Genomic DNA, 15,985 nt, shown 5'->3' with positions numbered 1-15,985 from the left:
GTCTGAACTCCTGAAACGCTGTTGCCGCCAAGCTAAGACGTCGGCGCGTCCGGCTCAAGGGCTGAACCCGGCAAATTCGCCTTGGTTGCCAGCAAGCCGGGCTTGTGCGCGTCGAGCAGCGCGTCGTCGAGCATGATCAGCCGCGGCGCGGCGGTGTAGAGCAATGCCGCCTCGACCCGCTTGCCCGGAAAGATCACGCTGAGCGCATCGCGATAGGCCGCCATCTGGCGCAGATAGGCCGGCTGCACCGCCCCGACGTGTTCGGGCACCTGCCGCCCGGTCTTGTAATCGATCACCGTCACCGCGTCGTCGGAGACGCGCAGCCGGTCGACGATCCCCGCCACCACCGCGCCGTCGACCACCGCCGACAGCGGCACCTCGGCCAGGCTGCCGGGGCCGAAAAGCGCCGCGTGCGCGGGATCGTCGAGTATCGCGAGCACTTCGCCGACCATCGCCGACCGCGCCGCATCACCCAGCGTCGGCGCCTGCAAGCCGAGCCAGCGCAGCGCCGCCTCGCGCCGCTTGCCCGCCGCCACCGGCGGCAGCCGCTCGAACAGCGCATGGAGCAGCAAGCCGCGCTCGACCGCCGCCACGCGCGCGGTCCCCTGCGGCGGCACCGCGACATCGTCCTCGCCGAGCGCCGACGGCGCCAGCGGGCGCGGCGGGCGCGCTTCCTCGGGGGCTTGCCGATGCGCCCATTCGGGAAGCACCAGCGCGGGGGCCGCCACCTTCGCCGCCTTTTCCTTCCTCGCCCATTTGCCCGCATTGGCACGGTGGACGCGGCGCCGGCCCCATAGCGGCCCGGCATCCTCCCATTCGGCGCCCATGTCCGGCAGCACCGATTCGACCGCCGCGTGCCAGCTGCCTTCGGGGATCGTCCGGTCGGCCTTCTTCGTCACCCCCGCCACGACCAGGATTTCCTCGGCGCGCGTCATCGCGACATAGAAAAGCCGCCAATGCTCCTCCTCTGCCGCGCGCGCCGCCGCCGCATGGGCGTCGGCCAGCGCCCCGTGCCGTTCGTCGGCGGGCAGCGCGAACACGGGCAGTTTCTCCCACGCGGCGACATCGACGCTGAACGGACGATGCCCGATTCCCGCATCGTCGGTCGCATCGGCCAGGATCACGATCGGCGCCTGCAACCCCTTCGACCCGTGCACCGTCATCACGCGTACGACGTCGCTGCGCGCCTCGGTCTGGCGCTTGATGTCGGCCGCGCTCGCCGACACCTGCGTCAGGAAGCCGAGCAGCGACACCGTCTCGCGGCTCTCGAAGGCGAGCGCCTGATTCAGCAGCTCGTCGATGGGATCGCGCGCCTCGCGCCCCAGTCGCGCGTAAAGTTTGCGCCGCCCGTCGATCGGCCCCGACAGCACCGTTTCCAGGAAACGGAACGGCGTCGTGAAATCGGCCATGCCGAGCAGATGCCGCAGCGCCGCCATCGTCGCTGGCGGCACATCGCCCTCGCTCGCCCGCAGATGCTCCCACAGCGCCGCGCGGCCGCGTTTGTGGCCGCGCGCATACAGTTCGTCCTGCGTCCAGCCGATCAGCGGCGACACGAGCAGCGACGCCAGATTGAGATCGTCGAGCGGCTGCACTGCAAAGCGCATCGCCGCGATCAGGTCCTGCACCGCGAGCGGCTGGGTCAGCGCGAAGCGGTCGACCCCCGCGACGGGCACGTGCAGCGCCTGCAACCGCGCGACGATCCGCGCCGCAAGGTCGCGCCGCCGCCGGACAAGGATCATGATGTCGCCGGGCGCGACCGGCCGCCCGTCCTTGCCGTGCGCGATCCAGTCCTGCACCTCGCCCGCGATCGCCTTCGCCAGCCGCATCGAGGCGGGGTCCGAGGCGGGCGCGCTGCCGTCGCCATCGCCGCCGTCGCCGCCTTCATCGCCCTCGTCGGCCTCGGCATCGAGCGCCTTGCCCACGGGCAGCGGCTGCCACAACTCGACCTGCCCCGCATGCCCCGACCGGAAGGGGCGGTGCGGCGGCTCGGCGCCATCGAGCCCCATCGCGCCGGTGCCCCCGGCTGCGAGCCAGGCATCGACCACCTCGAGCACCGCAGGCGTCGAGCGATAGTTGGAGACGAGATCGACGTTGCGGAAATCCTGGCCCGCGCGTTCGCCGAGGATGTGGAACATCTCGCGCGCGGTGGCGAACGCCTTTGGCTCGGTGCCCTGAAAGCCGAAAATTGCCTGCTTGCGGTCGCCGACCGTGAACAGCGTGCGCATCCGCCCGTCATCGCCTGGCGCCACAGCGAAAAATTCCTCGGCGAGCGACAGCACAATGCCCCACTGGCGCATGTTCGTATCCTGCGCCTCGTCGACGAGGATATGGTCGGTGCGCTGGTCGAGCTTGAAGCGCACCCATTCGCCGAAGCTGCTGACGCGCAGCAGCGACCCCGCGAGCGTGATCAGATCGTCGAAATCGGCGAGCCCCTGCTGGCGCTTGGCGAGCGCATAGGCTTCGGCAAACCGGCTCCCGAGCTTCCACGCTGCAGCGAGATCGTCGGCGACGCGCATCGCGGTCGCGGTGCCGAGCAGGCGCTGCACCGCCTCGACGATCCGCACCGCGCCGTCGACGCAGCCGGTCATCTTGCCCTTGTCGCCCGCGAAGTCGGCGCGCAATTCGCCCTTGCCGGTGAGGAAGCGGCCGAGCAGATCACCGAGCATCGCCGCGCGTGCGGGCGCATCGGCGATCAGCCAGCCGACCATCGCGTCGGAGCAAGCTTCGCCCGTCTTCGTTCCCCACGCCGCGCCGCTCGTCGCGACCGCCTTGATATCGTCGTCGCGGATCGCCCCGCCCGCGATCTCGCCCGCGATCCACGCATCCGGATCGCCGCCCGGCAGGTCGAAGGCCGCGCGCAGGTCGTGCGCCGATGGCGGCAGGGCGGCGCGCGGCCCGCCGAACGCCGCGGCACAGCTCGACAGGAAGGACAAAGCCGCCTCCTGCCCCAGCCGCCGCGACAGCATCGCCGCCGCGTCGCGCAGCGCGGCGCGCTCGTCATCCTCTTCGAGCAGGCGGCTCAGCACCGCCCGTTGCAACGCCCCCGCTTCATCCTCCTCGATCGCGCGAAACCCCGGCAGCAGCTTCGCCTCGAGCGGGAAGCTCGCGAGCAATGTCTGGCAAAAGGCATGGATCGTCTGCACCCGGATCGCGCCGCCCGGGCTGTCGATCACCGTCGCGAACAGCGACCGCGCGCGCGTCATCAGCCCCGGCCGGTCCCAGTCGAGCCCCAGCGCGCGGAGGTCGAGCCGCAAATCGCCGTCGTCCATCCGCACCCACGCCGCGAGCCGTTCGTGGATGCGGTGCGCCATCTCGGCCGCGCCCGCCTTGGTGAAGGTGATGCAGAGGATCGCTTCCGGCGACACCCCGTCGAGCATCAGCCGCAGCACGCGCGCCGACAGCACCTGCGTCTTCCCCGTCCCCGCCGACGCACCCAGCCAGACATGGCTTTCGGGATCGGCGGCAGCGCCCTGCCGCGGGTCGAGCGTCGCGAGGCCGGCGGGCTTGCTCAAGCGCCCTCCTCCCCGCGCCCGAACCATTCGTCGCGCCGCATCAGCTGGTCATACTCGCCATAGCCCGCCACCTCGCCCGGCACGAAGGGCGCGTCGCCGAACAGGTAGAGCGCCGCCAGCTCGGACAGCGCATCGGCGGCATGGTCGATCGCCATCTCGGCAGTCTTAAGGTCGCTGCGCGGCCCGTAAGTGTTCGAAATCTTCCCCGCGCCGCCCGCGCGCCGGTCGGGCCGCAGGCTCCAATATTCAAGCGCGTCGACCGGCGCCGCGGCGATGTCTGTCATCCCGCCCTCGCGCGCGATCAGCCCCAGCAGGCCGAGCTGGTTGTCCAGCTTGTCGAACGCCGCCTTCGCGCTCGGCGCGCCGCCCGATTTATAATCGACGATCGCCAGCCGCCCCCGATCATCCCGGTCGATCCGGTCAGCCTTGCCGTGCAGCGTCAGGCCGCCGACGCTGATCTCGCCCCTCACCTCGACCCCAAGCGGCGCGCGATCGTCGCGGTCCCAAACTTGCGCCGCCGCCCAGCGCAGCGCCGGCTCGATCCGCGGCAGCCAGAAAGCGCGCGCAATCGCATCGAGCGCGGCATCCTCCCGCAGCGCCGCCAGCTCGCGCTCGAACCCTTCGCGCGTCGCGCCGCCGCGCACCCAATCCTCGAACAGCCGGTGCACGCGCGTGCCGCGCCAGCGCGGATCAGGCGCGGCGCTCAGCGGATCGAGCGCCGACAGGCCGAGCATCTGGTTCGCATAATAAGCGAAAGGATCGCGCGCGAGCCGGTCGACCGCGGTGACGCTGATCTTGCGCGGGCGGTCGTCGCCCGGCGGCCGCGGCGCGGGCCGGGCTGCCGGCTGCGTGCCGCCCACCGGCACATCGAGTTCGGCCGCGAGCCGCGTCAGCGCCACCCCGCCCGGCGCCGGTTCGGGCAGGTCGCCGGCCAGCGCCGCGAGCCGCAACCAGAAGCGCGACGCCACCGCCGGATCGCCGCCGCTCCGCTCGGCGCGCGTGACGACGATCTCGCGCGCCGCGAGCGCGCTCGCGAAATCATGCGCCGCCATCCCCTGCTGCCGCTCGGGCGCGGGCAGGCCGAGCAGGCGACGGATACCCGGCGCGAGCCACGGGTCGGGCTGCGTCGCCGCGGGCCAGCGCCCCTCGTCGAGCCCGCCCAAAATCATCAGATCGGCGCGCTGCAATCGCGCTTCGAGCAAGCCCCAGATGAACAGGCGCGGGTGCCCGCCATAGGGCGGCCGCACGCTTGCCTGCACAAGCAATTGCCCAAGCATATCGGGAAAGTCGGCGGGGTCGACCAGCGCCGGGCCATCGCCGCGCGCGAGCGCCCATTGATCGAACAGTTCGGCGAGCATCCGCCCCGCCGGTCCCGCCCACATCGCATCGCCGGTGAGCCATTCGGCCGCCTGCTGCAGCGCCGCCAGCAAGGTCGCGGGGGGGGCGGGTGCGGCAAAGGGCGCGAGTGCTACGCCTAGGCCTTCCACGAGCGATTCCCACCAATCCTGCAGCGTGTCGGTGTCAATCCGTCGCCCCCGCGCAGGCGGGGGCCGCTGGATGTCTTCGCCTGTATGGCCGGACGAGGCCGCCAACGGCCCCCGCCTGCGCGGGGGCGACGATGCAATCCGCACACTCACCCCGTCCCATCCCGGCAGCAGCCCCGGCTCGCGCAGCACCAGGTCGAGCCGCCGCAGCTGATCGAGCCATACCGTCCGTCCCTCGCCCCTCCGCACCAGCGGATGCCCCAGCAGCGACACCAGCGCCACCGGATCGAACTCCGCCGCGAGCTTGGCCAGCAACAGCAGCAACGCCCCCGGCGGCGTCCGCGACAAGGGCTGGCCCGCGCTGTCGTCGACCGAAATCCCCCAGCGCGCCAGCGCCGCCGCAACGCGCTCGGCGAGGCCGCGGTCGGGCGTCACCAGCGCCGCGGTGCGCCCCGGCGTCTCGATCGCCTCGCGCAGCAGCAGCGCGATCCCCTGCGCCTCCTGCCCGTCGTCGGCGAACACCGCCCCCGAAATCCCCTCGGTCGCCGCCGATAAATCGCCCGCCGCCTGCCACTGCGCGCTATAGTCGGCGGGCGCGAAGAGCAGCGAGACGAAGGGCCTGCGCGCCTCGGGTCCGTCAAACCCGGAGGTCGCGTCCCATTCGACCACCGCGTCGCGGCTGACTCCCATGCGGTCGAGCAACAGCTTCAAATGATATTGCGGATGCGTCTCCAGCGGCCGCGCCGGATTTTCGGGATCGGGCCGCGTCGGCCCGAGCGCGTCCCATTCCTCGGCCGCCATCGCCTGATCGAGGCCGGGCAGCACGACCATTCCGCGCTCCAGATCGGCCGCGGTGCGCAGCAACCGCGCGATCGCGGGCGCGGCGGTCGTGATGCCCGCCGCGACGACGAACCGCGCCGGCGGCGCCGCGCGCCATGCCGCGGTCACGCGCCCCAGCAACCGGTTGCGCCGCTCGGCCCGGTCGATGCTGCCGGTCTTGGCCAGGACCGCGGGCCAATGATCGACGAGCAGCTTGAGCCGCCCGAGCGACGCCTGCCAATGTTCGGCAAAGGCGCCGAGGTCGAGGTCGACCAGGTCGCCGACGCGGACCTCTTCATAATGGAGCTGATCGATTACCCGCGCCAGCCCGTCGGCAAGCTGGAACGCCGCGGCGCCCGCGATCGGCGTCTCGCCCGGCGGCGTATATCGCTCGATCAGTTCGGCAAGCAGCAGGCGCCGCCGCAGCGCGTCGATCGCGGGCGGCATCGGCTCGTCGTCGATGGCATCGAGCGCCAGCGCCACCGACTCGTCAAGGTCCGCATCGCCAATCACCGCCAGCCGCGGCATGAGCAGTCCCTGCCCGCCCGCGCGCACGAAGGCGGCCTGCACCGCGCTCCGCGCGCGGTTGCTGGGCAACAGGATCAGCCCCTCGGCAAGCCCGAGCGCGCCGTCGGCATATCGCGCGATGATTCCGGCGGCGAGCGCGTCGGCGAACGCCCGGTGAACGGGGATCGAGAAGATGGTGGGCTGATCAATCGCAGCCATCAGCTTCCTTCGCCGGGATGACGATCCGTGTCAAACCTCGCCCAGCGCGGCTTCGGTCGGCGCGATGCTTGCCGGCGTCCCGACGTCGAACCACTGCCCCATATGCGACAGCCCATAGAGCCGCCCCGCCGCGATCGCGCGGTCCCACAATATGTTGGTCGAAAACGGCCCCTCGGGCGCATCGACGAGCAGACGCCGCGACACCAGCTGGATGCCGGTATAGACGAACGGCGCGATCCGCCCCGGCTTGCGGCGCGACAGCTTGCCCGCCGGGTCCATGTGAAAATCGCCCTTGCCGCCATGCCCCGTCGCGCTCGCCTGCCGGATCACGAGCAGCAGCGCGTCCATCTTCGCATCGTCCCAGTGGCGCGCGAGGTTGGCGATGCTGTCCTGCGGCCCGTCGGTCCAGATATTGTCGCTGTTGACGATCAGGATCGGATCGCCGGTGAGCAAGGGCAGCGCCTTCATCATCCCGCCGCCGGTTTCGAGCAATTGTGCCCGCTCGTCGGACACCGCGATCGTGAAGCGGCGCTTCTGCGCCGCCAGATGCGCTTCCAGCGCGTCCGCGAGATAATGGACGTTGACCACGACATGGCCGATCCCCGCCGCCTCGATCCGGTCGAGGCTGTGGTCGATCAGCGCCTTGCCGGCCACGCGCACCAGCGGCTTGGGCCGCGTCGCGGTCAGCGGGCGCATCCGCTTGCCGATCCCCGCCGCCATCACCATCGCGCTTTCGATCCTTGCCGTCACGACCAGGCCTCCGCCCGCTTCGAGGCGGGGACATTGGCGTCGAACCATTGCCGGACGGGAACAAGCGCCGGATGCGCGAGGTCGCGTTCGAGCAGCCCCCACATGCGCGGCTGGAACTGGCGGTATCCGGGCTTGCCGTCGCGCTTCCACAGCCGGACGAAGACGCCAAGGATGCGCGTGTTGCGCTGCGCCGCGAGCGCCCAATAGGCATTGCGATACGCCTCGCCCTGCCCCGTTGCTGCGACATAGCGATCGAGCATCGCCGCCTCGACCGCGGGCGTCACATCGCGCCGCGCATCCTCGAGCACCGAGGCGAGATCATAGGCCGGGTGCCCGACCAGCGCGTCCTGGAAATCGAGCAGCCCGAAATGCGCGACGCCGTCCTGCCCCTGCACCAGCATGATATTCTCGGCATGAAAGTCGCGCAGCACGGTGACGCGCGGCAGCCCGTCGGCCTCGACCGGCGCCAGCACCGCTTGCCATGCGGCGCGGAACCCGTCGCGGTCGACCTCCAGATCGAGCGCCGGGCAATACCAGTCGGTGAACAGCATCACCTCGTCCAGCCATTGTTCGAGCCCATGCACCGGCAGCCCGTCCATCGCGGGACGCGCATGAAGGTGCACGAGCAGGTCGGTCACGCCCGCGTAATAATCGCTTTCGCGGTGCAGCTGTTCGTCGACCGTCTCGCGCAGCCGCACATCGCCGAAATCCTCGATCAGCAGCAGCCCCTGCGCCAGATCGCGCGCCAGGATCGTCGGCGCGTTCAGCCCCAGCCCGCACAGATATTCGGCGACCGCGATGAACGGCCGCGGGTCCTCGTGCGGCGGCGGCGCGTCCATCAGCACCGCCTGCCGGCCCTTGTCGACGACGCGAAAATAGCGGCGGAAGGAGGCGTCCCCCGCGAGCGGCAAAATCTGGGCGTCGCCCCAGCCATGCGCGGCGAGAAAGGCCGGGGCATGCGCGGGCGGAATCATCGGAGCGGCCATCGGCTCCCCCAAGACGTCGGCACCGCCGCTGTCAAGACGCGCGCGCCGCCCTGTCCTGAAATGCTCAGGCGTAGCGCCGCGGCCCAGCCCTGCGACCCCAGCCGCTCGGGCCATTCGATCAGCAGCGCGCCGTCATAGAGATAATCGTCGAGGCCGAGCTCGATCAGTTCGTCCTCTTCCTCGATCCGGTACAGGTCGACATGCGCGATGGGCAGATCGACCTCGGGCGGCGCATAGGGCTGAACGATCGCGAACGTCGGGCTCGGCGCCTCGCCCGCCAGCCCGCGCGCCTTCAGCATCGCGCGCGCCAGCGTCGTCTTCCCCGCGCCGAGATCGCCCGACAGCAGCACGACGTCGCCCGGCATCAACGCCGCACCGATTGCCGCACCGATGCGGTCTGCTTCGGCGAGATCATAGGCGCCGCTATATTCCATGGCGGCCCTGAAACGGATTCGCACAGAACCGCCGGAATTGCGGCGATTCCCGGTTCACGCGAAGACGCGAAGACGCAAAGATGTCGCGTTTGCCGCAAAGCGGCCTGCTATCCGCTGCGTCGCGTTGGGGCGGGGCCTTCGAAATAAGACGGGGCCTGGCGGCCCGGCGCGCCTTCTTCGCGTCTTCGCGTCTTCGCGCGAATCCAGTCTTCTTCTCCGCGCCTCCGCCCAAATCCTTCATCGGCGCAGGAAAAGCCATCCTCACGCTCCCCGCGGCAGGCTCACGCGCACCAGCGTCCCCTGCCCCTTCTCGCTCATCACCTGCATCGTCCCGCCGTGCGCCGCGACGAGCTGGCGGGCGAGCGAAAGGCCGATACCGCCGCTCTGCGTCGCCGCTTGCGTACCCTCGGTGATCGCGGCGATCGCGTCGGGCATGCCGGGACCATTGTCGGACACGACGATCTCGACACCCGTGTCGTCGCCGTCGGCATGGAGCAGCACCCGGCCGCCGCTGCGCCTGACCGGAGCGGTGAAACGGATCGCATTGTCGAGCAGCCCCGCGACGAGACGCGACAGACGCGGCGCGTCGCCCGCGATCGTGCCGAGGTTCGCCGACAATTGCCCGACCAGCTCCATCTTCTCGGCGTCGGCGAATATCGTCGCATCGGCCAGCGCCTTGCCGAGCAGCGCCTTCACATCGACCGGCGCGCGCTCGATCGCCAGCGTCCCCGCCTCGCCCTGCGCCAGGTCGAGCACGTCGTCGATCTGCCGCCCCAGCACCCCGACCGAATCCATGATCGCATCGACATAGGCCTTCGCGGAGGCCGGCAGCTCGCCGGCATAGCCCGCCTGCAGCATCTCGCCGAAGCCGCCGATCGAGGTCAGCGGCGTGCGCAGCTCATAGCTCATCCGCGACAGGAACGCCGTCTTGACCTTGTCCGCGGCCTCCAGCGCCTCGTTGCGCTCGCGCAGCGCGCCTTCCATCTTCCGGCTCGCGGTGATGTCGAGCATGATCAACAGCGCATTGCCGTCGGGCAGCGGGATCGAGGAAAAATCGAAATGGCGCCCGTCGGCGAAACGCACCTCGCCGACGCGCTGCGTCCGCTCCAGCGTTGCGGCGCGGATCACCTCCTGCATGACGCTGATCTGGCTCGGCTTGGCGAGCCGGTCCGCCAATCCGCCCATCAGCGCATCGACCCGCGGGTGCCCGGCAAGGATATGCTCGTCGATATTCCAGAGGCGCCGGAAGCGCTGGTTCCACAGGTGCAGGCGCCCGTCGGGCGCGAACACTGCGATCGCCTCGAACAGATTGTCGAACGTCGCGGTGCGCACGCGGAGCAGCGTGTCGCGCGCGCCGGCGAGCTGGACCTGCTCGGTCCGGTCCTCGGCGATCAGCAACAGCCCGCCATCGGGGGTCGGCTGCGCGACGACGTGCAGGTGGGTGCCGTCGCGCAGCAACCAGTCTTCCTCGCTCGCTTCGGGCTTGGCGAACCAGTCGACATGCGCCTGCCGCCATTCGGGAAAGTCGCGCACCTCGGGCGTGCGCCCGCCCTCGCGCCACAGGTCGAGCAGCCGCGCAAAGGAGCGTCCTTCGGACACATCGTCGGCGGAGAGCGCGAACAGGCGGCGGAAGGGCTGATTCGCAAACACCAGCCCCTGATCCTGGCCGAACTGCGCGACCGCGGCCGACAGCCGGTCGAGCAGCTCGCGCTGGGTATCGACGAACCGGCGGTGCGCGCCGCGCTCGCTCTCCAGCTCCTGCATGTCGATCGCATAGCCGGCGATGCCGATCACGCGCCCGCCCTCGGGCGCCAGCGGCACGTCGACGACGCGCATGATCCGCCGTTCGCCCTCGATCGTCACCGGCACGGTGCGCTGCTGCGCCGAGCCCGCGGTTCGCGCCGCCTCGGCCGCATCGCTGGCGCTGACCCCCGCGACCGGCTCGCACAGCTCGATCCCGGCCTCGATCACCGCGCTCGCGCTCTTCGCCTCGACCGCGCGGACATAGGCGCCGTTGACCAGCGCCAGCCGCATGTCGGTTTCGCGGAACCACATCGGAAAGGGCGCGGCCTCGATCAGCCCCGACAAGGCCTCGAAGGCCGCCATCGCCTCGTCGCGCTCGTGGCGCGCCTGCGCCAGCGACTGCTGCCCGTCGGTCGCGTCGCTGATCCAGAGCAGCACGCTGCCCGGCCCGGCGACCGCTTGCGGCGCCGCGGCGCCGTGGATGACGATGGTCCGGCTGCTACCCTGCGGCTTCACGCTGAGAACGAAAGCCTTCGCCCCGCGCTGCGCGCCGAGGATCGCCTGGCGTAACTGCTCATGCCCCGCGGCATCGAGCCCGGCATCGAGCCCGCGCAGTTCGTCGAAGCTGCGTGGCCCCTGCTCCAACCCCAGCCAGCGCCCCAGCCGCTCGCTCGCCTCGATCCGCCAGTCGGCGCGGACGACGACGGGCAGCTGCGGCGACGCCTCGACCAGGCTCGCCAGCCGCTCGGTCTGCCCCGCGACAAAGGCCGAGCGCCGCTGCATCGCGATTCCGCGCAAGGTCGCCCACAGCCCGGCAAGCAGCCACAGGGCTGCGAACAGGCCGACAGCGAAAACTGCCCCCGACGACAGGGTCATGGTTGGGCCGGTCTCGGATGTGAAAAAGGAAAGTAAGGGCGCGTTGCCATCCGACTGCCCTATCGACTGTAACAATGGGTTTCAATCGTTCGGCGTGGGGCAATATGTCGTCGGACGTCCGCCGCGCCCTTCTTGCCGCACGTGCGCGCGGCTGGATAGCCCATAATCCTTTTGCAGGCGTCGCGGGCGTCGCGTAGCGAAGATCGAAACGCCGAACCCCGGATTCGGAGGCGCGGCCGGCAAAGCCGGTTGAGGAGGATGCGTGGAAGGGAAATTGTCAGCTCTGGCGGCCACGATCACCGACCCCGCCGCCCATGATCCGGGCGATGCGCCGATTGCCATTTCGGCCGGGTTGGCCGACTGGATGCTGGCCGAACGGATTTCGCTCGCATTCACCTCTTACCAGACCGGCCAGCTGATCGTCGCGGGTGTCGGGCCGGACATGCGCATGTCCTTCAACCAGCAGAATTACGCGCGCGCGACCGGGCTTTGCTACGATCGCGGAAGATTGCTCGTCGGCTCCATGTTCCAGATCTGGCGACTCGAAAACATGCTGCGCCCCGGCCAATATGCCAACAACGCATTCGACATGGCCCTCGTCCCGCGCACCGCCCACACCGTCGGCTATGTCGACACGCATGAGTTGGCGTTCGATGCCGACGACCGGATCGTCTTCGTCAACTCCCGCTATTCATGTCTCGCGACGATCGACGAGGTCCACAGCTTCCGGCCAATATGGAAACCCAGATTTATTTCGGCCCTTGCTCCAGAAGATCGTTGTCACCTCAATGGAATGGCGATGCACCACGGGCGTCCCCGCTTCGTCACGATGGCGGCCTTGGCGGATGAAAAGGACGGCTGGCGTACAGCGCGCATGGGCGGCGGCGTGGTCATGGATGTTGCAAGCGGTGAAGTGGTGGTGCGCGGTTTGACGATGCCGCACAGTCCGCGGCTGCACGACGGTGCGCTGTGGTTCCTCGATTCCGGACGGGGCTTTATTGTCCGGACCGATCTGGCCGGTGGGCATCAGGAAGATGTCGCCTTCTGCCCCGGCTTTCTGCGCGGACTTGTCTTTCACGAGGACTTCGCAGTCGTCACTGTCTCGCTGGGGCGCGAAGGCAAGTTCAAAGATCTCGCGGTCCAGACCGGCTTGGAGGACCGCAAGCTCGATGCGCAATGCGGCGTCCTGATCATAGATACGCGAACCGGGCAAACCGTTCACTCGATACTTCTGGGCGGCGCCTTTACCGAAATGTTCGATGTCGCGATTCTTCCGGGCGTCCGGAATCCAATGACGGTTGGCCCAGCAACGGTCGAGATGATCGGAGCGGTAAGCATCGGCGACGAAGCTTGAAGCAAAGGAAAGGGCCGCTCCGTTTCCGGCGCGGCCCCTTCTTTTTCGTCCCGGTCGCTATCAGAAGCCGACGCTGGCCCCGACGCGGAAATACCGACCGAGCACTCCCGGGAAATAGGTAATCGTGCCGCCACCGGTCGGCGACGGGAACGGCGGCTTGCGATCGAACAAATTGTCGACGACAAACCGGATCGAGAAGGACTTGTCGATCCGATAGGTCATGCCGGCGTTGAAATAGAGAAAGCTGCCTACACCGTCAGGGTCTTGGAACGTGTCGGTGGCGTCCGCATCGAACACAGCAGGGCCGGTGTAGTTCGCCTGCAGGAACGTGCTGAAGCCCTTGTTGTTATAGTCGATCGTCGCCACCGCCTGATGCCGTGAATATCCGACCTCGCCATTGTTGGTCGCCGGCGCCGAATTTGCATCTGCGCGCGACGTCAGCGTGTCCAGATACTGATAGCTGGCATTGAGGCCGACGTTCGATTCGGCACCGAGGAACGGCGTTGCGACGCGATAGTCGAGCGCCGCCAAGATGCCCTTGTACCGCAACTCGGCCGCGTTGAAATAACCCGTCGAGATAAAGTCGAGCTGGTTGGTCGCATCACGCGTGAACCGGTCGCAGAAATCCGAATTGGGGAAGTCGGCGGAATCGTAGCAATTGGCGACGATTTCATTCGCGCCAAGCTGCGTGATCACGTCCCTTACCTTGATATCGACATAGTCGACCGAGAGCGAGAGGCGCGGAATGAAGCTCGGACGCAGAACCGCACCGATGGTGAAAGCGCTCGATTTCTCGTTTCGGAGGTTCGGGTTCCCCACGACCGCCTGGAGGAAGCTGGCGTCGTCCGAGGTCGCATCGAAGTTGGCCGGGATTCCGTCTGCCGCGCAGTTGGCGGCACGCGTTGCCGGCGCCGGACCTTCGTCCTGGAGGAACTGATCGCACGGATCGTCCGCGAAATCGAAGAAGCTGCTCGACGGGTTGAACGCTTCGGTGATGAACGGCGCACGAATCGCCCGGGTGTAATTGCCGCGGATCGTGATATCGCGGATCGGCTGCCAGCTGGCGCCCGCCGTCCAGGTTAGATCGCCGCCAGCCGTCGAGTGATCGACATAGCGTGCCGCGCCTTGCAGCTCGAGCGAGTAGATGAGCGGAACATTGTTCGACGGGCCGACAAGCGCAGCGCGAAGTTCGCCGAAGACCTCGTCAGTATTATATTTTCCGCTGAGCGGCTGGATGATGACCGACTGGCCAAAAGGAACGCGGTCGTTGGTGGGATCGCCGTCACCGTCCGCGTCGGTCAGCGGATCGGGATCGTCGCCGCCGCGGTTGAATGCGCCCGGATCAAAGTCCTGCGATTCCGCGCGATGCTCATACCCAATCGCGAACGAGAAATCGCCGCCGGGAAGCGAGAATAACGGCCCCGTCAGGGAAGCGGTGAATATTTTCTGCTTGTTGACAGACACGGGCCGGGTGATCGCCGTGACATAGTCGCGCGCTGCCTGCGACGTCTGTGCGCCGAACAGGTTCAACGGAGCGCAGGTCGAACTGATCGTCTCGGCCGCCGAATTCACCGAACCCGGGCGGCAGATGATGTTCCCGTTCGCCGGCCCCCCGTTGAACAGGCCCTGATCGACCGCATCAACCGCATTCAGGAAGTTCTGCGTGACAATCGCCGGGACCTTGCCGTTGGTTTCCGACCGGCCGTAATTGCCGACAATCTCGAACGCCCATTCGCGTCCGCCGATGCCGTTGAACTTCCCATCGACGCCCAGGACGTAGCGCTGGATTTCGACGTTGCCGGTGGCGCGGCCCGAAATCACGTCGGTGTTGGCGCGCTGCAGCAGGAAGGTGTCGCCGATTGCCTGTGCTTGGATGATCGCGCGGGCCTGAGGCGTCAGGAACGGATTGTCCGTGCTCAAGATGATTGCGCCGGCTGGGTCACCCGCATAGCCGAACAGATAGCTGTTATATTCCGGCTGGTCGCGCAGGTTGACGCCCTTGCTGCGGCTGTACCAGCCTTCACCGAATAGCCGGATATTGTCCGAAAGATCGAAGCTCAGCAGCAGGTTGGCACTATAGCGTTCGGTATCAGTCAGCAGGTTGGAAAGCGGCACAAGGCTGAAGCCGTTGCCGCCCGAAGAGTTGATATCGAAAGACAGCGGGTCGCCATTCGCGTCGAGCGGACCGAACGAGGTACCGAAATCGATCGGAATCAGGTTACCCGTCGCATCGAAGCGCAATGCATTACCTTGCGCGTCGACAAAGCCGCCCTGCGGGAAGCCGAGATTATTTTGCTGCCCCTGACTGACCGGAATGAAATCGAACACCGTAGGGATGCCGAACTCCGAAATCGTCGGGATGCGACGATCACGGAAGATCACATTATCGAACGGTGAATTGGGGTCGTTGGGACGACCATAGAACCCGCCGTCATAGAGGCGGGGGCGGTCCGTCTGCAGAAGGCCCTCGCCCCTGTTGTACTCGCCGGAAATCGTAACATTGGCTCGGCCATCGAGGAAGTTTTTGCCGGCAAGCGCGCGGAAGCGATAATTGGCCGCGTCGCCGCGGCTGGAAATGCCGTACTGGCCGTCTAGTTCAAGGCCCTCATAGTCGCGTTTCAGGATGACGTTGACGGTGCCCGCGATCGCATCCGAACCGTAAATCGGCGCACCGCCAATGACGATTGTCTCCACACGGTCGATCAGCTTGGTGGGAATGACGTTGAGGTCGACCTGATTGCCGCCCTGTCCGGTCGGGCCAAAGATCGACGCGGTGTTGGAGCCGACGAAGCGTCGACCGTTGACCAACGTCAGGGTGCGTTCCGATCCGAGGCCCAGAAAGTTGACGAAACTCTGACCGGGACCGAAGGCCGATTGAGCCGCGCCGACCGGGCTGCTTCCGGGGACGCCAAAGGCCGGAAGCTCGTTCAGCGCCTGACCAAGCGTTTCGAAACCGCGCGACTCAATCTGGTCGCCGCTGATGACGACCGACGGTTCGACCGTATCGAAATTGGGACGCGAAATACGCGATCCGGTAACGATGATCTCGTCGCCGCTTCGCTCTTCAGGCGGTGCCGCGGTATCACTCACCTGATCTTCGGGCGTCGCATCCTGTGCATGAGCCGGCGCCGCGGAAGCTAATAGTGCAACGGCTGAAATGCCTGCATAGAGACAGGCGCGCATATCGCGAGAGGTCATAATCCCCGGAACTCCTTCGGTATGCCCCCCGGCTGCACGAATTCAGAGGAAAACACGGGATGAAGTCAATGCGATAACGCAAAAGGGCCACACCGCGTCCCAT

Annotated in this window: 9 protein-coding genes; 2 read left to right on the top strand and 7 right to left on the bottom strand. The window is 67.9% G+C overall.

Annotated elements, in window-relative coordinates:
* Positions 1-32: 32 nt before the first annotated feature.
* The 6 genes from addA to ATE67_RS08030 all read right to left on the bottom strand — a co-directional run bounded on the left by addA (position 33) and on the right by ATE67_RS08030 (position 11,330).
* Positions 33-3,512: a double-strand break repair helicase AddA gene (gene addA, locus ATE67_RS08055; protein ID WP_058816198.1), complete on the bottom strand. Its 3,480-nt coding sequence runs from the start codon at positions 3,510-3,512 to the stop codon at positions 33-35.
* Positions 3,509-6,541, bottom strand: coding sequence for a double-strand break repair protein AddB (gene addB, locus ATE67_RS08050; protein WP_058816197.1), 3,033 nt, complete (start codon positions 6,539-6,541; stop codon positions 3,509-3,511). Before addB ends, addA begins: the two co-directional genes overlap by 4 nt.
* 30 nt (positions 6,542-6,571) lie before the next feature.
* Positions 6,572-7,291, bottom strand: coding sequence for a nucleotidyltransferase family protein (locus ATE67_RS08045; protein ID WP_156416950.1), 720 nt, complete (start codon positions 7,289-7,291; stop codon positions 6,572-6,574).
* On the bottom strand, positions 7,288-8,265 hold the full coding sequence (locus tag ATE67_RS08040; protein ID WP_058816422.1) for an aminoglycoside phosphotransferase family protein: 978 nt from the start codon (positions 8,263-8,265) through the stop codon (positions 7,288-7,290). Before ATE67_RS08040 ends, ATE67_RS08045 begins: the two co-directional genes overlap by 4 nt.
* Positions 8,262-8,711 carry a tRNA (adenosine(37)-N6)-threonylcarbamoyltransferase complex ATPase subunit type 1 TsaE gene (tsaE, locus tag ATE67_RS08035; protein ID WP_058816195.1) on the bottom strand — a complete coding sequence of 150 codons (450 nt, stop codon included), beginning with the start codon at positions 8,709-8,711 and terminating at the stop codon, positions 8,262-8,264. Before tsaE ends, ATE67_RS08040 begins: the two co-directional genes overlap by 4 nt.
* 261 nt (positions 8,712-8,972) lie before the next feature.
* Entirely contained in the window at positions 8,973-11,330 is a 2,358-nt protein-coding gene (locus ATE67_RS08030; protein ID WP_058816194.1) for a PAS domain-containing sensor histidine kinase, read from the bottom strand.
* Positions 11,331-11,404: 74 nt separating this feature from the next.
* Here ATE67_RS08030 and ATE67_RS21985 point away from each other — a divergent pair, with 74 nt between their 5' ends.
* Both ATE67_RS21985 and ATE67_RS08025 read left to right on the top strand, forming a co-directional pair.
* Positions 11,405-11,527, top strand: coding sequence for a hypothetical protein (locus ATE67_RS21985; protein ID WP_269433438.1), 123 nt, complete (start codon positions 11,405-11,407; stop codon positions 11,525-11,527).
* 65 nt (positions 11,528-11,592) lie between these two features.
* Positions 11,593-12,684, top strand: a complete 1,092-nt coding sequence (locus ATE67_RS08025) for a TIGR03032 family protein (protein WP_231728083.1) — start codon at positions 11,593-11,595, stop codon at positions 12,682-12,684.
* A 60-nt stretch (positions 12,685-12,744) separates the two neighbouring features.
* Here the strand turns inward: ATE67_RS08025 and ATE67_RS08020 are convergent, their stop codons facing one another.
* Positions 12,745-15,882, bottom strand: coding sequence for a TonB-dependent receptor domain-containing protein (locus tag ATE67_RS08020; RefSeq protein WP_231728082.1), 3,138 nt, complete (start codon positions 15,880-15,882; stop codon positions 12,745-12,747).
* Positions 15,883-15,985 lie beyond the last annotated feature (103 nt).

Origin of the sequence: Sphingopyxis sp. H050, from assembly GCF_001468265.1 — a bacterium.
In the GTDB taxonomy this organism is placed as follows: domain Bacteria; phylum Pseudomonadota; class Alphaproteobacteria; order Sphingomonadales; family Sphingomonadaceae; genus Sphingopyxis.
The sequence above is the reverse complement of the archived record's forward strand: the minus strand, read 5'-3'. Positions and strand labels throughout refer to the sequence as shown.

Bases quoted from the DNA above. Each gene is read 5' to 3' on its own strand.
- addB (WP_058816197.1), bottom strand. From the start codon at position 6,541: ATGGCTGCGATTGATCAGCCCACCATCTTCTCGATCCCCGTTCACCGG.
- ATE67_RS08040 (WP_058816422.1), bottom strand. From the start codon at position 8,265: ATGATTCCGCCCGCGCATGCCCCGGCCTTTCTCGCCGCGCATGGCTGG.
- tsaE (WP_058816195.1), bottom strand. From the start codon at position 8,711: ATGGAATATAGCGGCGCCTATGATCTCGCCGAAGCAGACCGCATCGGT.
- ATE67_RS08030 (WP_058816194.1), bottom strand. From the start codon at position 11,330: ATGACCCTGTCGTCGGGGGCAGTTTTCGCTGTCGGCCTGTTCGCAGCC.
- ATE67_RS21985 (WP_269433438.1), top strand. From the start codon at position 11,405: ATGGGTTTCAATCGTTCGGCGTGGGGCAATATGTCGTCGGACGTCCGC.
- ATE67_RS08020 (WP_231728082.1), bottom strand. From the start codon at position 15,882: ATGACCTCTCGCGATATGCGCGCCTGTCTCTATGCAGGCATTTCAGCC.